General features: G+C 35.1%; 10 protein-coding genes. 4 read left to right on the top strand and 6 right to left on the bottom strand.

The window, feature by feature from the left end; translation table 11 throughout:
* Window positions 1-58 precede the first annotated feature (58 nt).
* Window positions 59-682, top strand: a complete 624-nt coding sequence (locus Q1B37_RS11145) for an SPOR domain-containing protein (RefSeq protein WP_299898660.1) — start codon at window positions 59-61, stop codon at window positions 680-682.
* 77 nt (window positions 683-759) lie between these two features.
* On the opposite strand, the gene Q1B37_RS11140 is transcribed toward Q1B37_RS11145, so the two are convergent.
* From Q1B37_RS11140 to yiaA, 5 genes are all read right to left on the bottom strand, one after another.
* Window positions 760-1104, bottom strand: coding sequence for a DUF6515 family protein (locus tag Q1B37_RS11140; protein WP_299898657.1), 345 nt, complete (start codon window positions 1102-1104; stop codon window positions 760-762).
* A gap of 73 nt (window positions 1105-1177) precedes the next feature.
* Window positions 1178-1729 (bottom strand): GDYXXLXY domain-containing protein, encoded by a 552-nt coding sequence (locus Q1B37_RS11135; RefSeq protein ID WP_299898656.1) that lies wholly within the window; start codon window positions 1727-1729, stop codon window positions 1178-1180.
* Between the two features lie 117 nt (window positions 1730-1846).
* Window positions 1847-3130 carry a DUF2157 domain-containing protein gene (locus tag Q1B37_RS11130; RefSeq protein ID WP_299898654.1) on the bottom strand — a complete coding sequence of 428 codons (1284 nt, stop codon included), beginning with the start codon at window positions 3128-3130 and terminating at the stop codon, window positions 1847-1849.
* A gap of 47 nt (window positions 3131-3177) precedes the next feature.
* Window positions 3178-3975 (bottom strand): ceramidase domain-containing protein, encoded by a 798-nt coding sequence (locus Q1B37_RS11125; protein WP_299898652.1) that lies wholly within the window; start codon window positions 3973-3975, stop codon window positions 3178-3180.
* 134 nt (window positions 3976-4109) lie between these two features.
* A complete protein-coding gene (gene yiaA, locus Q1B37_RS11120; protein ID WP_299610641.1) occupies window positions 4110-4586 on the bottom strand; it encodes an inner membrane protein YiaA in 477 nt (158 codons plus the stop codon).
* A gap of 176 nt (window positions 4587-4762) precedes the next feature.
* Here yiaA and Q1B37_RS11115 point away from each other — a divergent pair, with 176 nt between their 5' ends.
* Window positions 4763-6250, top strand: coding sequence for a hypothetical protein (locus Q1B37_RS11115; RefSeq protein ID WP_299898650.1), 1488 nt, complete (start codon window positions 4763-4765; stop codon window positions 6248-6250).
* Between the two features lie 11 nt (window positions 6251-6261).
* Here the strand turns inward: Q1B37_RS11115 and Q1B37_RS11110 are convergent, their stop codons facing one another.
* Entirely contained in the window at window positions 6262-7563 is a 1302-nt protein-coding gene (locus Q1B37_RS11110; protein ID WP_299898648.1) for a hypothetical protein, read from the bottom strand.
* Window positions 7564-7895: 332 nt separating this feature from the next.
* On the opposite strand from Q1B37_RS11110, the gene Q1B37_RS11105 reads away from it, so the two are divergent.
* The gene (locus Q1B37_RS11105; RefSeq protein ID WP_299898646.1) at window positions 7896-21605 is read left to right on the top strand and encodes a PKD-like domain-containing protein; all 13710 of its coding nucleotides are present in this window, start codon (window positions 7896-7898) and stop codon (window positions 21603-21605) included.
* Window positions 21606-21651: 46 nt separating this feature from the next.
* The gene (locus Q1B37_RS11100) at window positions 21652-22599 is read left to right on the top strand and encodes a type IX secretion system membrane protein PorP/SprF (RefSeq protein ID WP_299898644.1); all 948 of its coding nucleotides are present in this window, start codon (window positions 21652-21654) and stop codon (window positions 22597-22599) included.
* The last annotated feature ends 11 nt before the right edge of the window (window positions 22600-22610 follow it).

The raw sequence follows: 22610 nt of genomic DNA, 5'->3' as shown, positions 1-22610 counted from the left end.
TTTAATTTTTGCATAAAGTAATAATCACCTATATTTGAAGACATTAAAACCACGACTCATGCCTTATATCAGTGATGATGAACTACTAGACTTTCAGGTTCAGATAGATGATGCTAAAGAAGAAAAAAGAGTAACTAACTATGCTCATACGAAAGCTCTTAAAGAAGAACAGGAAAACACTCGAAAATTTAAAATAGCAACGATTATTCTTGGATTTGTTGCTCTTTTAGGAGTAGCAGGTACTATTTACTTTATGCAGTTTAATACTTCTGACAGTGTAATTTCTAAAAGTGAAGCAAAAGCACAAACAGATATTCTTAATAATAAAATTGCAGAATTAGAAGACACTATCAAAAACCTATCTATGGATCAGGAGATCAATGCTTCTGACGAAGGTTCGGATACTCAAGAAGAAAAAGAGAAAGCTTCGCTTCAAAATGAATTAGTATATGCCGTACAGATAGGTGCTTTTGAAAAGAAAGATCTATCCATGTATTCTGATAAATTTGTGAATTTTAGAGAAATCAAAGCAGGCAGTTTCAATAAATATGCTCTTGGTAATTTTGCTTCATTAGCAGAAGCCAAAAAGTTTAGAAGAGAAATAGTGCGCCTAGGATTTAGAGGAGCTTTTATTGCTTCTTACCGAAACGGTGAACGTATAAAAATTGAAGAAGCGTGGTAATAAAAAAACCTTGAGGTCTCACACAAAACCTCAAGGAATCTTACTTAACTAAACTAACCAACTCAACTTTTCATATACTATACATTTACTACTACATAGTTCCTTCCGGTTCTTTTGTAGTAAACACCTTTATATCTATAATACTTTACTCCTCGAACTTTTACTACTCTGTATCCAGTAGGTAATGTTTTTACTCTCACTCCAACTGGAGCGGCAACGGCAGCATACCTTCTATTCTTTTTAACATACCAGACACCACCACTTCGATAGTACTTTACATTTTTATGAACTACAACTCTTGGATTATGTACTTTGGTTACCACCACTTTGTTTGCTGGACGTAGGCGTACAGTTGTAGCACAAGATGTTGTAAATACTAATAATAAAAGCCCGAATACCGATGTTTTAAATAATGTCTTCATAATTCTCTACTTTTTCGTTTTCAATACTATGACCATCAGTTTTTAAAAAGGTTTAATCCGCTATTCAATTTTTTTATTTTTCCACATATTCTTGAATAGGCATATCGTATATGTACACATCCTTAAGAACAGCTTCATCGTCCTTTATATACACCAAAGCATATACATTAATAGGCAAACTATCTCTATTTGCCTTGGTATAAGCAACCTCTGCATCATACGCTTTGGTTTCTTCCATATAAAATGTATTAAAAGGCAAATGAAAATTCACTTTATTATCATAATAGTAACTAACTCTTGCAGTCACATAATCTTTTGAAATCTCCAAAGGTTCTTTACTTATTTGTGAAATTTCAGCAAAACCCTGTTCATCCTTTTTGAGATAAATATATATTTCCTCACCTACCACATAGGTAGAATCTTTTGTTTCGAAATGATCCATTTCATATTGTAGGGTTATATATTTTCCTCTAAACGGATCTGTAGGATCGATAGGTCGGGTTTTGAATTTATACGCAACTCCAGACATTAACGTATCTTCTTTATCAACAATCATATGCAATGGAACAAAGATTTGTGCCAAAGCAACGATCATAAAGAGTATGAATAAATAAATAACTTTCATCTTATTATATTTTAGTTTTTTTTCAAGTGTTAGATAGAATTTACGAATAATCATTTCCTCTTATGAGGTAATTTCTAAACTCCCCAATGTTCTCTTTATATATTTACTTTTCAACTTTTACATAGTTTGGCTTTTTCGTTGCTTTTTCAGCATAAGGTAATTGGTAAAGAAAAAACCAGCTCCTACAATGACAAACAACAGCCCTCTAATCACAAAACTCATATCAGTGTCGAAAAACCTGCAAATAATAAGAATAGAAACGATCAATAATCCATAATTAAGAATTCCAAAATTCAACTTATCAGATCCAATCTTAATTGCAGTTATTCCTAAGATAAATACCAAAATATTTGTACAGATCATAGCGATAAAAGGATTCGCTGCCACTAAAAAGAATAACATCCAAAAAAGTATAAATGACACCTGAAAAAGATTGACAGATTGCACTCCTTTTTTAATAATGGTGTAACACAGGAACAATACTGCTATTACTCCAAAAAAGCATGAAATGTAGAATTCCTGAGAATGATATACCCATGTATCAAAAAGCTCTTCCCAAGGCCATTTAAAGGTGAATATCATGAGAAGGGTTATTGTTCCTAGAGAACCCAGTATTAAGAATCCATTTCTAAGCGTTCTTATTTTTTGAAAAGCTGGTAATTTCCCAATATTATAAAATATTCCAAACAGCGTAACATACATTACAAATCCTAATTCACTGTTATTACTAATAAACGCTCCTAAACCAACCATAAAACTAGCGGACAATATCCAATTAAAAATAGTAGTCGTGTTTGCAGTAATGTGTTTTCTAACCTGAAACCAATAGTGCGGAAGTACTCCAAGAACAAATAAAATATAGAACCAAGGAGTATTATTACTTCTATAGCTCCATATCCCTACCTCTACAGCATAATACGTACCCAAGAGAATAACTAATAATCCTACTGCATGAGAACGAAGTAGATATAAAAGCGGAAGACAAAGCAATGTCCAGGTTTTTAAGAAATCACCTAAATCTCCAGAAATATTATATATCTGACTTATGAGAGATATGCTTGCTCCTACTGCAAAAAACAAAAAGGTCCCTGAAGCTTCTTTCCAAGTACGACTTTTATCCTTTAGAATAGCATATCCAGCAATCAATTGCCCTAAGACTAATGGAAAAAATGCTAATATGGTTTTGGTCATTCTGGAAAAATCATCCCAATTATGTGCTAGCATAAGTATAATTCCAGAACCTATTAATAGAGAACCAAAAATACCAAATATGGTAAATAACTTGTTTGGTTGCCTACGCCTTTTTTGATCATAGTATTCTGATATCTTATTAGATATATCTTCAGAAATCACCTGATCTGCAACTAGCTGTTGTAATTCTTTGTGAAATTTAAGACTCATGATTATTAGTTATTATTAGATGATAAAATTGCTTTCTAACATTATCATTATTTCGGAAAAAACTGTTCTGATAAAGAATTTGAATTAGAAGAGACTTTAAAACTCTTTTCTCCTAATTCCGTTCTTTTCTTATAAAAACTCAATAAAAAATAAAGACCAGTCGCCGCTAGAATATGCTTTAATGAATGTCCACTGATAAATCCTAAAAATTGATAAACTTGATCATCGAAATGTTCCAAAACTTTAGCAGCCATATAAAACACTAATAGCACCCAATATTCCAGTCCTTTAGTGTATTTGGATTTAAAGAAAATAAGAATGACAGGAATTGCTACCATTGGATAAAACTGAATTAAACCATAAAACCTTAAATCACCTGATTCTCCATATACCCAATAGAGTATAGAACTTAAACCAATTAGAATAAGAGGTAATAACATCAATCTTCCAAGTCTTACAGATATAAATTCCCTAATGATTATAGAAAACAACGTCATAAATACAATAGTCATTGGTAATCGATCCCAAACCAATGAATATGAACTTGGAAATAAGTGATAATATCCTGAACCTACTGCTATCAATATTACCCCCAAAAAAAGTAACATATATGAAAAATGTAATTTGTTATTTCTTGTAAAATATATTACACCTAGACCTCCAACAATCACAAAAGGGTAATTAGAAATTACATTCCAACAGTTCGGAATATTCATAATACTTCTTCTATCACTGAACATGTGATATGCTTCATCTTGAGGAATGGGATCAATATAAAAAAGTATCAAAACCGCCATCACTCCTAGTACAAATAATAAAACAGCCCCTATATTTTCTTTTTTCAAAATAGTTTGATTTTGTGGTTAAGTAGAAGATACTATACTGATAAAAAGACAGCCACAGCGTTGTAGCTGCCTTCTCTAATCATCAAAACAAGGAGCCACACAATAGTGACTCCTCCTTTTGATTGAATTTCCAATTATAACTCCCTGTTTTCTATGAATTTTTTATCTCGTGTATTCTTTTGTACTGCAATTGCTGCGAACAAACTAAGTGTAAATGACATTCCGTAGAACCCTTTTTCACTTAGATCCAGATCAGCATTCCATAATCCGATAATTAATAAGATAATCGAAGCCAAAGCAGCAAACCAACTGATCCCATAATAGATCTCCGTTACTTGCACTCCTTCTAGCTTATCTCGCACATTTTTCTGTACGGATACTGCGGAGAATAAACCAAATAAAAGAATGGTAAAGTAATACCCTTTTTCGTTAAGAGCCATTTCTGCATTCCAAAGACCGGTACAGAAAGACACCATTCCTGCTAATAATGCCACCCATGAAGCGCCAATAAAAGCTGGGGTTGGTTTTTGATCATATACTTTTGTTTCGTGTTTTTCGATGTTTTCGTTTACGATTTCTTCTGTTACATCGTTACTAAACTTGTAGTCCATAATAATTGATTTTGATGATTAATTATTTCAATTGTTTGTTTTGAACAGGACAAATTTGCAACCTCTACCTCAGCTTCTCAATTCAATTTTTACAAAAAACTTACGATATATTTTTAAAATATTATCTATTTAATCAATATTTACAGTATTTTTAAATCATTATTACTTACGATATAATGAACACTTTATCTTCTATAATTGCGACTTTATCTAGTGAAGAGAAACAAAGTTTTATTCAGCATCTAAAACATAAAAACAAAAGAAACGACACCAAGAACATTCAACTATTTAAACTATTAGATAAGTTTCCAGAACAAAAAGATATAGACATAAGGTTATATGGAAAAAGTGCAAAAGGTGCTTTTCATGCACTCTGCAAGAGATTACACGATAGTTTGATTGATTTTATTGCTGTTAAAAGTTTTGACAGTGAGACTTCAGAAGAAATGGAAATTTTTAAACTAGTGTTGGCGAGTAGAATCTTTTTTGAACAAAAGCAATATAAAATAGCTTTAAAAACCATAAAAAAAGCAGAATCAAAAGCACAAGCCTTTGATCTTTTTAGCTTTTTGCATGAGATTCATTATACCAGAATCCAATATGCTCATGTAGATCCCAATACTCCTCTAGAAACTTTAATTGAAAATTTTAGAAAAAACCAAAACCTACTAAGACAAGAAGAAAATCTAAATCTTTTTTATGCAGATATTCAGGATAAACTTTTGAAAAACAACATTAATATATCTCAAGAGATACATAAATCGTTAGATAAGTTCGACATCTCTATCACAGGAGACATAACATTTAGATCTCTTTACAAACTTTTAGAGATCATAAATCAAGCAGCAAATCTAACACGTAACTTCTATTCCGTTCTTTCTTTTGTAGAAACTACCTATCAACAAATTGAATCCAAAGAACAACTTACAGACAAACATCTGTTCTACCATATACAGATTTTATATTATGTTGCTAATTCTTATTTTAGGAATAAAAACTTCTCTGTTTCCGAAAAGTATCTGTTACTGATGGAACAGCAAATGGAGAAACAAAAAAAGAAATATTTCAAAAGATTTTTTCCTCAATTACTATTGTTAAAAACTTTAAATTACAATTATACAGGTAATGGTACTAAGGCAATTGCATCATTAGAAGCTTTTAATTTTCAGAAGACTAAAGACCAAACTTCTTACATTTTAGATCTAAAATTAACGTTAGTCGTATTTTATTTTCAACAATCAAAGTTTAAAGAAGCACTAAGGCTACTTAATCAATTACATCATAGTGATACCTGGTATACCGAAAAAGCCGGTATCATTTGGGTAGTACAAAAAAACCTAACCGAAATATTACTGCACATAGAACTGGATCATCTGGACTTGGTGGAATCACGAACCAAAAGTTTTAGAAAAAAACACCGATCTTACTTGGTAAACAATAACGAAAATCGTGCTCTTGAGTTTTTATCTCTTGCCACTAGCTTCTATTTTAACCCTGAAACTATTCATTCCGAAGAATTACTATTTAAAATAGAACATACATTAATTCAAAAAAGTGCAGATCAGGAAGATATTTTTGTAATGAGTTTTTACGCCTGGTTAAAAGCAAAAGTATTGAAATTGGATTTATACGAAACCACTTTACAAGTTGTTCATCAGTCTTAACATATAGAACCTTAGGCTTTATCTTCTTGTTTCGATTTTATAAACTTATCTAATACTAAAATAAATAAAACTGGTAGCATCCACTGATGGTAAATAAGATATCTGGGAATACTATGTTGTACCACACAGATCAGTAATATATTACTAAAAGTAAGCGATATGCATACAAAAGCAAATAATGCTAATTTCTCTTTATAGCGATAGTATAGATATAAAGATCCTATTAAAACTAAGAGAGATAACCAAATCATATAAAACCCGCCAAAAGCATGTGCTACATTTTTGTAAAACAGATCTGCGCATTTCCAAAAGTTATCTATAACGAGAGGTAGCCACATACTCACTAGCATCTTATCATTAGCAATTAATGCATCGTGAGAATCTGGATCAGAAGGCATTAAAAACTTTCTTCCTTCTATAGAAAACACTCCATAAGAAATGTTTACAAAATTATAGTCAAAATAATGAAACACATTATCATTTAAAGGAATATAAAAATCATCTAATAGCTTGCGATCATAGGCAATTGCATACATCTTTTTATAATATTCCTGAGTCTTGGTATCTTCATAAAGCCTGTAATCTGCTTCATCAGCAACAAAGAAAGGCATGATCATTATCTGAAGTCCTGTACTCGAAATGTTTATATATTTCCCTTGAACGATATAGTTAAATGTTTTTTGGGATAATGACACAAAAACAGGCAAACATAAAAAAAGTATGATGACAGATACATACCGCTTAAAGTTTTTAGTCTGATACCATTTGTAGAGGAATAATATTAACAAAACAGGAATGATAAAGAAAAACTGAGTTCGAATGAGCAGCATTAAAAAGATACTAATCAGTAAAAAGAAAACATCTTTTTTATTGTTACCAAAAAGAAACCGGATTAAAAAAGCTGTTATAACTAAAAAACCAGGGTAAGCTAAACCTTGCGTCACTATTCTATTTACCGTTAAAAATTCTGGAATTACTATTGGAGCTAGTAAAATAACATCTAAAAAGAATAACCATCGTTTATCAACTTTAAAAAACGTTTTGATCGTCTTAATAAGATAAATACAAGAGACAAAACCGATTACCAATTGTACACCTACAACAATCGGAAAGTATATATCCTCTCCAAATATTTTTCTAAAAACAAAAAGAAAAGTACCATATCCAGGAGGTGTGATCAAGGAAAGCCCCACATAACTACTAGTATCTGGTTCTACCACTACCCCAACCCAAATCACATAGATGCTTATGAGTATATACAGTAATACTCTTAAAAAAGAGTTGGAAAAAATGTGTGATATATAATTAATCATAATTTGGGATTAAAAGTAATGTAAATATTCTAGTTAGCACAAAACTTCACACACCTAACTGATGATCAAAACAATACAAACAGAACTGTCATTTCATTTTAAAAAAAACACATTTTATATTTTAACAGTAAATAGTTTACGTCTTACCAATAAGGAGTAGATTCCCTTAAAATGTATATTTGAAGTAATAGTATTTTAACATTTTTAACAAATACCTTTAATCCTATTTTTTACGTATTTCATCGATAAAAACTAGATTTTCATATATAATTAAACTAGTAAAAACCTGGTCATTTTCTAATTTAGAAAATCATTGTCATAATAAGTACACCATGAGAAAAAATTACCTCTTCCTACTATTTTTGTTAATCAGTTGTATTCATATGACCGCCCAGCTGAGTAATGTCCACTATCTCCCTCCATTAAAACAAGGTGGTAATAATCAGGCAATACGACAACAAGCTTTTTATTTATCTACACCAGAAACAACGGCTTTTGATGTGAACGTTTTTCAAGGAACCAACACTACGGCAGTTGCTACATTAACTATATCCAATACTGCTCCAGGAAAATATGATGTTGCAGACGGAGATAATAACATCACTCTCGTAAATAACACAAATACGGGTGTAGTACTTAGTAATAGTGGTTTGCGATTTGAATCTGTTGGAGGAGAGAATTTTTATGTAAACTATAGAGGAAGATCCTCTGCGCAAGGTACTTCATTAACATCAAAAGGAAGGCAAGCTATAGGAACCTTATTCAAATGGGGTGGTAGACCGAATTATGGAAACGGACAAACGAGTCTCAATGCGACTTTAGGGATTATGGCTACAGAACCTGGTACTACTATTGTAAATATCTATGGGTACGGAACAGATTGCGAATTCCGATTACAAGAAGATAATGATGGTATTACAGATGACACCTTAACTATAACATTAACACAAGGACAAACCTATGTTTTAGAAGCTTGGCGAAATGCTACAATTGCAAACATAGATTGTTGGTTAGGTGCTACCATCCAATCTGATAAAAAAATTGCGATTTCTAATGGAAATTTAAATGGAGCTCCAAGAGTAGGAAGTAACAGTAGAGATGCTGTTATTGATCAACCTGTTCCTGAGAATGTTTTAGGAAGGGAATATGTTTTTATTAGAGGAAATGGTGTAAATGACATAGAAACACCTATCATTATTGGAACACAGAACGGTACTGATATTTTTGTTGGAGGTGTATACCAAACAACCATTAATACAGGAGAATACTATGTAATCGATGGGAGTAATTACGTTCCTGCATCAACAGGAGGAAACATGTATGTAACTACCACTAAAGAAGTATATGCTTACCAACATCTTTCTGGATCAAGCGGAATCCAAACAGGGGGATTAAACTTTATTGCTCCAGTAAACTGCTTATTACCAGATAACTTAAGTAATATCTCTAATATTAGAGATGTAGATGGCCTAAATTTTAATGGAGGGATTACCATTGTAGCAGCTTCTATTACTCCAAATGCAAATATCATAGTTACCGATGATACAGGTACTGTCCCTCTTGCGAATGAACAGACCGTTACCGGAACAGGAGATTGGAAAACATTTTATATTCCTAATCTTACGGGAAATGTTTCCGTACAGTCCTCTGGTCCAATCGCCGTTGGGTTTTTAGGAGTTAATAGTAATGCTGGGATTGCAGGTTATTTTTCTGGGTTTGATACAGTACCTGTAGTAGAACTTGATATAACTGGAGGAGGCTGTTTGCCTGGTTCGGATGTTTTCGAAATAACAGGAAATTTTGATGCTTATCAATGGTTTCAAAATGGAGTGGAAATCATGGGAGCTACAACGAGTGTATTTACTCCAACAGAACCTGGAGATTTTTTTGTTAGAGTAACACGTGGAACTTGTACCTATAACTCTGCTATTTTATCCGCTTATAATTGTATTCCGGAAATTGTAATTTCTAAGACCGTAGATAACTCTCCTGTCATTGAAGGAGATACTGTTACTTTTACTGTTACTGTTGAAAGTTTAGGACAAGATCCTGTAAGTAATCTGGTTATTAATGATATTTTACCTTCTGAATTAAGCTTTGGAACCGTAACTCCTAGTTTTGGTACCTGGTCAGAACCGAACTGGAATATTGGAGACATGTTTCCTGGAGAGGTTCATACCCTTACAATAGAAGCTACTGTAAATGAAGTTTCTGCAGATGTTACCGTTACAAATACCATCAATAATACTCAAACCGAAGTAGATACAAACGCCTTACCCGATGACCCTACTGAAGATGTTACTATTATTAACAATGAACTAGAAATCACTAAAACAGACAGAACTGCTCCAGATGGCAGTTATGATACCGTTGGAGAAATAATAACCTATGATTTTACGGTTACAAACACAGGAAGTCAAATAATTCCGAGTGTTACGATCTCTGACCCTAATATTGATGCTGGTAGTCTATCTCCTGCTTCTGTCTCTAATTTAGGAATTGGAGCAACAGCAAATTTCACAGCAACTCATACAATTACTCAAGCCGATATTGAAGCAGATCAAGTGGTGAATACAGCAACTGCCGAAGGTACTTTATCAAATGGTTTTGTTATTACTGATATCTCTGATGATCCAGATGATCCAACAACATCAACCAGTGATCCTACTATTACTCCTATAGAACAGATTGGTGCCTTGGTATTAGAAAAAATTGCACAACCGGCTCCTGATGGCTTGTATGATACATTAGGAGAACTAATTACCTATGAGTTTACAGTGATCAATACTGGAAATGTAAGCTTAGATAATGTAACCATTACAGATGTAAATATAGATGCGGGTAGTTTAAGTCCAACCTCAGTTGCAAACTTACCTGCTGGTGAATCTGCTGTTTTTACAGCTACTCATGAAATCGTTCAGTTAGATTTTGACAATGGAAACACGACAAACATGGCTACAGCTACCGGTACCGAACCAGTCGAAGGAACTATGGTTAGTGATATGTCGGATGATCCAACTACCTTAGCACCTAATGATGCTACTGTGGTTAGTATCCCGCAATTTGGTAGATTAGATGTTACTAAAGTGGATGATGCCCCAACAAATGGCCCTTATAACACCATCGGACAAACCATAACCTATACCATTGTTGCCACCAGTGTGGGTAATGTTACATTAACTAATGTAAATGTAGTAGACCCAAATGCGGATACCATTACTCTAATTAACACTACAGGAACTGATACAGGTACTGATGATGTTGTAGACAGCATGGCTCCAATGGAAACTGCAACCTTTGAGGCTACCCATGTAATTACGCAGGAAGATCTCGATGCAAATCAGGTAGTAAATACAGCAACGGTAGGGGCTCAGGATCCTGGATTAGGTAGTATTACTGATTTATCGGATGATCCTGACGATCCAACAACCTCTACGAATGATCCAACGATAGTGTCTTTAATATCGACTCCGGGGATTTCGGTGACAAAACAAGCCGATGACGATAGCAATGTTGCTGAAGGACAAACAATAACATATACTTATACGGTTTCAAATACAGGAAACGTAACTTTCGATGAAGTAAGCCTTTCTGATTTACATTCTGGAAGTGGTTCTCTGGGAACTATAACGCTTCAAAGTACAACCGGTACAGATGATGGAATAGATAATGACGTAGATGAACTAGGTCCAGGAACAAATGCAGTCTGGACTGCAACTTATACTATAACGGCAACGGACATTTCAAATCAAAGTGATATCACCAATACGGTTACTGCTAGCGCTACGCCAAGAACTGGTAGTATAGCAGATCCTACAGACTTTACCGCAACAGAAGTCGTAACAGTAAATCCTAAAGAAACTATTTGTGGCGGTCAAACCTTATCACATGATTTAACAATGGATGTAGATCCGAGTATCGTTTCTTTTAGTTGGTCTACAACAGATAATCCATTAATTTCTGGAGAAACAACTACCACTTCTACAGATTCTAGCATTACTGACACTTTAATAAATATTGGAACTACAGATCAAGAAGTAATATACACTATCACTGGATTTGATTCTGGAGGAACTCCTCAAGATACATATACATACACCGTTACTGTGCAGCGTGCTCCACAAGTTTTAGACACTACTAGAACTGTAGACATTTGTACTGGAGATTCATTGAATCAAAATTTAATAGGACACGTTGATAACTATAATGACAGTGTAAATTTTTCTTGGTCAGCTATAGATAATGCAAATATCACTGGAGAAACAACTGCTACTTCAACCGATGATAGAATACAAGATACTCTTGTAAACACTTCTTCGGTTCCTCAGGATGTAGTATATACAATTACCCCTTCGGATAATACTAGCGGATGTATTGGAACTATTTACACCATAACAGTAACTGTAGAGCCTCCATTAGTAGTTCCACCAAATGATTCTGCTACGGTAGAATGTCTTGCTGATGCCACACAACCTGCCGCTCCTGTAGTTACTGATAGTGGCGGTACACCAATTACTCCTGTGATTACTGAAAATACAGATCCTACTTGCGAAGGAGATAAAGTCTACACCTATACCTATACCGATTGTGCAGGAAACGATTCTATCTATACATTTACCTACACCATCGATGTGACAACACTTCCAGTTGTACCAGCCAATGGAACAGCAACCGTAGAATGTTTAGCAGACGCTACTCAACCAACTGCACCAATAGTAACGGATGTATGCGGAAATGATATTACTCCTGTAATTACTGAAAATACAGACCCTACTTGTGAAGGAGATAAAATATACACTTATACGTACACCGATTGTGCAGGAAATGATTCTGTATACACATTTACCTATACTATCGCCGTAACGACACTTCCGGTTGTACCAGCCAATGGAACAGCAACCGTGGAATGTTTAGCAGACGCTACACAACCTACTGCACCAATAGTAACAGACGTCTGTGGAAATGATATTACTCCTGTAATTACGGAAAATACAGATCCTACTTGTGAAGGAGATAAAGTCTACACCTATACTTATACGGATTGTGCAGGAAATGATTCTGTATATACATTTACATATACCATCGATGTAACTACATTGCCTGTTGTACCAGTTAATGGAACAGCAACTGTAGAATGTATTGCGGATGCTACGCAGCCTACTGCACCAACGGTAACGGATGTATGTGGAAACAATATTACTCCTGTAATTACTGAAAATACAGATCCTGTTTGCGAAGGAGATAAAATATACACCTATACCTATACCGATTGTGCAGGAAATGATTCTGTATATACATTCACGTATACCATCGATGTAACTACACTTCCAGTTGTACCAACCAATGGAACAGCAACAGTAGAATGTATTGCGGATGCTACGCAGCCTACTGCACCAACAGTAACAGATGTATGCGGAAACAATATTACTCCTGTAATTACTGAAAACACAGATCCTACTTGTGAAGGCGATAAAGTGTATACCTACACCTACACCGATTGTGCAGGAAACGATTCTGTATATACATTTACATATACCATCGATGTAACTACATTGCCTGTGGTACCAGCCAATGGAACAACAACCGTAGAATGTTTAGCGGACGCCACACAACCTACTGCACCAATAGTAACAGATGTCTGCGGAAACAATATTACTCCTATAATTACTGAAAATACAGATCCTACTTGTGAAGGAGATAAAATATACACCTATACGTACACCGATTGTGCTGGAAACGCTTCTGTATATACATTCACGTATACCATCGATGTAACAACACTTCCAGTTGTACCAGCCAATGGAACAGCAACAGTAGAATGTATTGCGGATGCTACGCAGCCTACTGCACCAACGGTAACAGATGTATGCGGAAACAATATTACTCCTGTAATTACTGAAAACACAGATCCTACTTGTGAAGGCGATAAAGTGTATACCTACACCTACACCGATTGTGCAGGAAATGATTCTGTATATACATTTACATATACCATCGATGTAACTACATTGCCTGTGGTACCAGTTAATGGAACAGCAACTGTAGAATGTTTAGCAGACGCTACTCAACCAACTGCACCAATAGTAACAGATGTCTGCGGAAACAATATTACTCCTGTAATTACTGAAAATACAGATCCTGTTTGCGAAGGAGATAAAATATATACCTATACCTATACCGATTGTGCAGGAAATGATTCTGTATATACATTTACCTACACTATCGATGTAACGATACTTCCAGTTGTACCAGCCAATGGAACAGCGACAGTAGAATGTATCGCTGATGCTACCGAGCCTACTGCACCAACGGTAACGGATGTATGTGGAAACAATATTACTCCTGTAATTACTGAAAATACAGATCCTGTTTGCGAAGGAGATAAAATATACACCTATACCTATACCGATTGTGCAGGAAATGATTCTGTATATACATTTACCTACACCATCGATGTAACGACACTTCCAGTTGTACCAGCCAATGGAACAGCGACAGTAGAATGTATTGCGGATGCTACGCAGCCTACTGCACCAATAGTAACGGATGTATGTGGAAATGATATTACTCCTGTAATTACTGAAAATACAGATCCTGTTTGCGAAGGAGATAAAATATACACCTATACCTATACCGATTGTGCAGGAAATGATTCTGTATATACATTCACGTATACCATCGATGTAACGACACTTCCGGTTGTACCAGCCAATGGAACAGCAACAGTAGAATGTTTAGCAGACGCTACTCAACCAACTGCACCAATAGTAACGGATGTATGTGGAAACGATATTACTCCTGTAATTACTGAAAATACAGATCCAACTTGCGAAGGAGATAAAGTCTACACCTATACTTATACGGATTGTGCAGGAAATGATTCTGTATATACATTCACGTATACCATCGATGTAACTACACTTCCAGTTGTACCATCCAATGGAACAGCAACAGTAGAATGTTTAGCAGACGCTACGCAACCAACTGCACCAATAGTAACGGATGTATGTGGAAACGATATTACTCCTGTAATTACTGAAAATACAGATCCAACTTGCGAAGGAGATAAAGTCTATACTTATACGTACACCGATTGTGCAGGAAACGCTTCTATATATACATTTACCTACACTATCGATGTAACAACACTTCCGGTTGTACCAGCTAATGGAACAGCAACAGTAGAATGTATTGCGGATGCTACACAACCAACTGCTCCAATAGTAACTGATGTCTGCGGAAACGATATTACTCCTGTAATTACTGAAAATACAGATCCTGTTTGCGAAGGAGATAAAGTATATACCTATACGTACACCGATTGTGCTGGAAACGATTCTATATACACATTTACCTACATCATAGATGTAACTACACTTCCGGTTGTACCAGCCAATGGAACAGCAACCGTAAATGATATTGCAGATGCGGTTCAGCCTACCGCTCCTCTAGTAACTGATGTCTGCGGAAATAATATTACTCCTATTATAACCGAAAATGCGGACCCTTTATGTGACGGTGAAAAAATATATACCTATTCCTATACCGATTGCGCAGGAAATACCTCTGTTTATACATTCACATATACAATTGATGTAACTGCTACTTTAGAAATTTCAGATACCTCTACAATAGTTTGTAGTGATACAAATATAAATTTTGATCTTACTACCTTAACTAGTCTTCCTGATGTTACTTTTGATTGGGTGATAACGCCAAATCCAAATATTAATGGAGCCAATAATGGTAGTGGAACTTCTATTACCGATAGTATTGAAAATATCTCTGGCAGTAACCAAGATGTTATATATACAATAACTCCCTTTAATAGTGATGGTTGTAATGGAAACACTTTTACGATAACCATAACGGTGTTACCAGAACCTTTTAATAATACTCCACCATCTGACATTACCTGCAGTAGCACTTCGATAAATCATGATTTAACTGGAGATGTGAACTTGATGAATACTACTTTTAGTTGGGTAGCAAATGACAATCCTAATGTAGTTGGAGAAACTACCACTCCTTCAAATTCTAATTCCATTACAGATGTACTTATTAATACTTCAGGGATAGTTCAAACGGTAATTTATACTATTACCCCCACAAGCGAAGATGGTTGTGCAGGTAACTCATACAACTATACCGTAACTGTAAATCCAGAGGCTGAAATGGTAATTACAAAATCTTTTTTACCTGCTGCAGATGGAAGCTACGATACCCTTGGAGAAATCATTGAATACGAAATCATCATTAATAATATAAATGATGTTGAAATAAATAATGTTGTAGTAAGTGATATGAATGCCGATTCAGGAAGTATAACTCCTTCTAGCATAACTACAATTCCTGCAATGAGCTCTATTACAGTAAATGCCTCGCATACAATTACCCAAAGTGATTTAGATGCTGGACAAGTTGTAAATAGTGCCTCTGCTACAGCTATTGACCCTTGTGGAAACATCGTGAACGATGTATCTGATGATCCTTCAACAACTACACCAAATGACAATACAATTACTCCTATACTTCAAAATCCTTCTGTTTCTTTAGAAAAGATAGCAACTTTTAATGATGAAAATGGTGATGGATTTCCACAAGAAAGCGAAACCATAACCTATAATTTTACAGTCATCAATACGGGTAATGTGACATTGACCAATATTACGGTTTCTGATCCTGTGATTACAGTTAACGGAGGACCTATTGCTTTAGCGCCAGGGATTTCAGACAGTACAACTTTTACAGGTACATATACCTTGACTCAAGGAGATATAGATTCAGGAAGCTTTAGTAATTCTGCCACTGTATCGTCAGAAGCTCCGGATGGAAGTATCATTTCTGACACCTCTGATGACCCTAACAATCCTACTAACGATGACATTAATGGTGATGGAGAACCTGATGATGCTACAATTACAACATTACTTTCTAATCCTGAATTAACTCTAAGTAAAACTGGTGTTTTTATTGATAGCAATAATGATGGTTTGGCACAGGTAGGAGAAACGATTGAATATACTTTCGATATTTCTAATACTGGAAATGTTTCAATTTTTGGAATTACCATTTCTGATCCTTTGGTTACTATTAATGGAGGTCCCATTAATCTATCACCAGGACAAACAAATAGTACTGCATTTACAGCTATTTACACTTTAACCCAAGATGATATTAATACAGGAAGTGTGACAAACTCTGCTATTGCTTCTGGTACTGATCCAAATGGAGGATTGATTGAAGACGTTTCTGATGATCCAACAACAACTCAGGATAATGATGACACTATTACAACCTTATCCAGAGATCCTCAGTTAACATTATTAAAAACAGCAAACTTTAATGACGAAAATGGAGATGGTTTTCCACAAATTGGTGAAACCATAAACTATATTTTTGATATTAGAAATACTGGAAACGTAACGATATCCAACATTACAATTTCTGATCCAATAGTTACAGTAAATGGAGGCCCCATTAATCTTGATCCCAACCAGTCTGATAACACTTCCTTTACCGCTGTTTATACAATTACGCTGGCAGATTTGAACAATGGAAGTATAACGAATTCTGCCACAGTAAACGGTCAAGGTCCAGATGGAAGTACCATTACCGACATCAGTGATGACCCTAATAATCCAGATAATAATGATATAAATGGTGACGGTGATCCAGATGACAGCACGATTACCACATTAGATGCTAATCCTCAGATAAGCATTTCAAAAACTGGTATATTTCAAGATGAAAATGGAGATGGATTAACACAAGTTGGAGAGACTATATTATATGCATTTGATATCATTAATATCGGTAATGTAACCGTATCGAACATCGGTGTAACCGATCCATTGGTAACAGTTACAGGAACCCTGATTGATCTGGATCCTGGACAAAATGATAACACTACATTTACCGCTACATATAGTATTACTCAAGACGATATTGATGCTGGAGTAATTCAAAACAGTGCGATTGCTAGTGGTCAAGATCCAAATGGAAACATTATATCTGACACTTCGGACGATCCTAATAATACAGATAACAATGATACAAACGGAGATGGCGAGCCAGATGATATTACAAACACTACTATCCCAACGCAAGGAGAACTTAGTCTTATCAAAACTGAATTACCTGCTTCAGATGGTAGTTACGACACCGTTGGAGAACAAATCATCTATGAGTTAACTATAACCAATACTGGAAATGTTACTTTAACCAATATTTCGGTCACTGATGCAAACGCAGATCCAGGAAGTATTTCACCGGCAACGATTACCAGTTTATCTCCTGGGCAGAGTACAATAGTAAATGCTATTCATACAATTACACAGGATGAAATAGATAGCGGTATTGTAAATAACTCAGCTTCGGTAGAAGCAATAGATCCTTCTGGCAATTTAATTACAGATATTTCAGATGACCCAGATAATCCTACTGATACAGATCTCGATGGAGATGGAGATCCAGATGATATTACAGAAACAATAATAACACAAAACCCTTCTATTTCTTTTGAAAAAATTGGCAGCTTTAATGATCAAAATGGTGACGGTATCCCACAACAAGGAGAAACGATAACCTACAATTTTAATATTACAAATACTGGAAATGTATCCTTAAGTGATATCACCATTTCGGATCCTTTAGTTACCGTTAACGGCGGTCCAATCTCCTTAGTTCCTGGACAAGTTGATACAAATTCATTCTTTGCAGTATATACGATAACACAATCAGATATTGATAATGGAAGTATTACTAATTCTGCTATTATTACTGCAAATGACACAAACGGAAACCCGATTTCGGATATATCTGATGACCCAAATGACACAACTAATAATGATACAAATAATGATGGTGAACCAGATGACACTACAGTCACAACTCTAACAAATAATCCTGAGCTTACAATATTTAAAATAGGTGTCTTTATTGATGCTAATAATGATGGATTAGCACAGGCAGGAGAAACCGTTGAGTATATTTTCGATGTCACGAATTCAGGAAACACAACGATCACCGATATTACTATTACTGATCCGCTAATTCCTGTTACTGGAGGACCTATTGACTTGGTTCCTGGACAAACAGATAACAGCACCTTTACTGCGACCTATATATTATCACAATCAGATGTAAATACCGGAGAAGTTATAAATACTGCAACAGGTTCTGGTACTGATCCTAGTGGAGGATCTGTAAGTGATACTTCTGATGACCCAACGACTACAGATGATAATGACCCAACAGTTACCACTTTAGCAAGAGATCCAGAGCTTTCGCTATTCAAAACTGCTAATTTTAATGATGAAAATGGTGATGGAATTCCACAAAGCGGTGAGACTATCTCTTATACTTTTGATGTAAGAAACACAGGAAATGTAACCATTACTAACATTACTATAACCGATCCAATTGTACCGGTAACAGGAGGTCCAATTACCTTAAATCCAGCTCAAATTGACAATACAAGTTTTACAGCATTATATACAATTCTGCAATCTGATATTGACTCGGGAAATATTACTAATAGTGCTTTGGTAACAGGCGAAGATGATGATGGTGGAATAATAACTGATGTAAGCGATTTCTCTGATGATCCCGACAACCCAAATAATGAAGATTTAGATGGAGATGGAGATCCTGATGACCCAACAGTAACTGATTTAGTTGGAGATTCAGAATTAACCTTATTAAAAATCGGAACGTTTAATGATACAAATAATGATGGATTTGCCCAAGTTGGAGAAACCATTACGTATACTTTTGAAGTAATCAACTCAGGAAATACCACTATTACCGATATAGAAATCACAGATCCATTAGTAAATGTAATAGGTGGTCCAATTGATTTGATTCCAGGAGAAACCGATGCTACGAGCTTCTCTGCCACATATGTAATTACACAATTTGATGTAGATACTGGAAGTATTACAAACTCTGCAGTTGTTTCTGGTCAAGACCCCAATGGAATTACAATTACAGATAATTCCGATGATCCTACAAATACAACAGATCAAGATGACAATAATGACGGAAACCCAGATGATGATACAGTAACAACGTTTTCTTCCCAAAGTGGTATTTCTATAACTAAAGCATCTCTTCCAGCAACGGATGGGACTTATGATTCTGTTGGAGAACAAATTACTTATTCTATTGTGATAACGAATACTGGAAATACAACCCTTACAAGTATCAATATCACTGATAACAACGCAGATATTGGAAGTATTACTCCTCAAAATATTACTATCTTACTTCCGGGAGAAACGATAACAGCTTCTGCAGTACATACTATTACCCAAGCTGATCTAGACAACGGTATTGTATCTAATACGGCTATTGTTGAAGCTATAGATCCTTCAGGAAATATAATATCTGATATTTCCGACGATCCAAATAATCCAACTAATACAGATGCTGATGGAGATGGCGATCCAGATGATATTACGAATACTGATGTAAACCAATCTCCATCTATTAGTCTTACAAAAGCAGCAGATAATGCTCCAGACGGATTGTGGGACACAGTAGGTGAAGTTATTACATACACATTGCAAGTAACTAATACAGGGAATGTAACCTTAAGTAATATTAATATTTCTGACGCTAATGCCGATGTAGGTAGTATAATACCTGCTGATATATCTAGTTTATTGCCTGGTGAAACAGTAACAGTCATAGCTGCCCATACGATAACCCAACAAGATTTAGATACAGGATCAGTTACTAATACAGCTACGGTTACAGCCGAAGATACCAACGGAGGAATAATTACGGATGACTCGGATGATCCTAATAATCCAACAGATAATGACACCAATGGTGATGGAGATCCTGATGACGCCACAGTAACATCCACACCACAGTTAGGAACAATTGATATATTAAAAACAGTTGATAACATTACCTATACTGAAATTGGTGATATCCTTAACTACACTATCACAATAACCAATACAGGAAATGTTACTTTATTAAATGTAAATGTGATCGATCCTAATGCGATCTTAAACGATCCTACGTCGATACCCACACTAGGCCCTGGTGATATGTTTATGATAACAGGAACACATGTAATTACAGAACAAGATATCATTAATGGTTTTGTAGAGAATACGGCTTTTGCCAATGCTACTATTCCTAATTCCTCAATTACAATAACAGAAGATTCTGACGATCCTGATAATAGTACTAATACGGATATTGATAATGACGGAGACCCAGATGATCCTACCATTAGCTACTTAGATACAGACGGAGATGGTATCCCGAATGTATTCGACCTAGATGATGATAATGATGGTATTACAGATATAGAAGAGCAAAATGGAGATCCTTTCCTAGATACAGATGGCGATGGTATCATTGATAGCTTAGATCTTGATGCCGATGGAGATGGGATTTACGATTATATTGAAGCAGGGCACGATGGTATCGATAGTGATGGAGACGGAACAATCGATGGACCATTTGGAGATGATGGTATACCTGATCAAGTACAAGATGATCCTGATAATGGAACTGTAGATTATGACCCTCAGGATTCTGATGGTGATGGAATTGATGACTTCCAAGATATTGATGATGATAATGATGGAATACTAACAGAAGATGAAAATCCAGATCCTAATGGTGATATGGTACCAGATGACGCTTTTGATTCTGATGGTGATGGAATTCCAGATTATTTAGAACCCAACAACTCCGATCCTACGGCAGAGGACGATATAGAAGTATTTAATGGGGTTACACCTAATGGAGACGGAAATAATGATGTATTTATCATTCGCAATATTGAAAAATTCCCTGATAATGAATTAAAAATATTTAATCGATGGGGAGTATTGGTCTATGAAGCGATTGGTTATGGTCAAAATCAAGAATTTTTCCGAGGAGAATCTAATGGTAGGGTAACTATAAGTCAAGAACGTCAACTCCCTGTTGGTACATACTTCTATGTGTTAGTCTACAAAAATGCTATGGGAATATCCAAGACACGAACTGGTTATTTATATATCAATCGATAGTTAACCCATCTAAATGATGAAAACTCTTTTTAGCAATAATCAGTTTATGAGTAGATCATACATATTAGGTATTCTAGTTTTTTTAATCTTTATACAAGATATAAAAGGTCAACAAGATGCGCAGTATACACAATATATGTATAACACCATCAGCATCAACCCTGCATATGCAGGATCTAGAAATGCTATTAGTATTGCCGGATTATACAGAGATCAATGGGTGGGCATTAATGGAGCTCCAGTGACGCAAACTCTAAATATTCACTCACCTATTGGACGAGCCGAAAAAGTAGGTCTAGGATTATCAATAGTAAATGATAAAATTGGTCCTACCCAGGAAACTTATATCGACATAGACTTTTCTTACACCATAAGCACCTCTGAACAAGGAAAGTTAGCTTTTGGTGTAAAGGCTGGAGGGCATTTACTTGATGTTAATTTTGATCGATTAAACCAGTATTCAACTTCGGATATTCTTTTGGACACCAATATTGATAATAAATTCTCTCCTAATGTTGGAATAGGTGCTTATTATTATACTCCAAAATTTTATTTTGGAATCTCAGCTCCTAATCTACTGCAAACAAAACATTTTAATGAATCTTCTAATGATAATACTGCTTCTTCTTTTTTAGCCTCAGAAAGAATCAACTATTACATGATGCTAGGATATGTATTTGAAATCAATGATTATCTAAAACTAAAACCCGCAATATTGGGAAAAGTTGTTGCTGGATCACCGTTGCAAATAGATGCTTCTGCCAACTTCTTATTATATGACAAGTTTACACTAGGAATAGCTTACAGATGGAGTGCAGCACTTAGTGGTTTAGTAGGGTTTCAGATTACAAACAACCTGATGTTAGGTTTTGCTTATGATTGGGAAACTACTGCGCTAGGTAACACAGAATTTAATTCAGGTTCTTATGAATTTTTCTTACGCTATGAAATTTTTAAGAAAAAGGAACGTGTATTATATCCTAGATTCTTTTAACCAAAAACAAA

The sequence above is a fragment of the uncultured Aquimarina sp. genome, from assembly GCF_947492965.1.
In the GTDB taxonomy this organism is placed as follows: Bacteria; Bacteroidota; Bacteroidia; order Flavobacteriales; family Flavobacteriaceae; genus Aquimarina.
This window is presented reverse-complemented; position numbering and strand designations above follow the sequence as displayed.

Coding starts and splice junctions, on each gene's coding strand:
- Q1B37_RS11140 (WP_299898657.1), bottom strand. CDS start 1,104: ATGAAGACATTATTTAAAACATCGGTATTCGGGCTTTTATTATTAGTA.
- Q1B37_RS11105 (WP_299898646.1), top strand. CDS start 7,896: ATGAGAAAAAATTACCTCTTCCTACTATTTTTGTTAATCAGTTGTATT.
- Q1B37_RS11145 (WP_299898660.1), top strand. CDS start 59: ATGCCTTATATCAGTGATGATGAACTACTAGACTTTCAGGTTCAGATA.
- yiaA (WP_299610641.1), bottom strand. CDS start 4,586: ATGGACTACAAGTTTAGTAACGATGTAACAGAAGAAATCGTAAACGAA.
- Q1B37_RS11135 (WP_299898656.1), bottom strand. CDS start 1,729: ATGAAAGTTATTTATTTATTCATACTCTTTATGATCGTTGCTTTGGCA.
- Q1B37_RS11115 (WP_299898650.1), top strand. CDS start 4,763: ATGAACACTTTATCTTCTATAATTGCGACTTTATCTAGTGAAGAGAAA.
- Q1B37_RS11130 (WP_299898654.1), bottom strand. CDS start 3,130: ATGAGTCTTAAATTTCACAAAGAATTACAACAGCTAGTTGCAGATCAG.
- Q1B37_RS11100 (WP_299898644.1), top strand. CDS start 21,652: ATGAGTAGATCATACATATTAGGTATTCTAGTTTTTTTAATCTTTATA.
- Q1B37_RS11110 (WP_299898648.1), bottom strand. CDS start 7,563: ATGATTAATTATATATCACACATTTTTTCCAACTCTTTTTTAAGAGTA.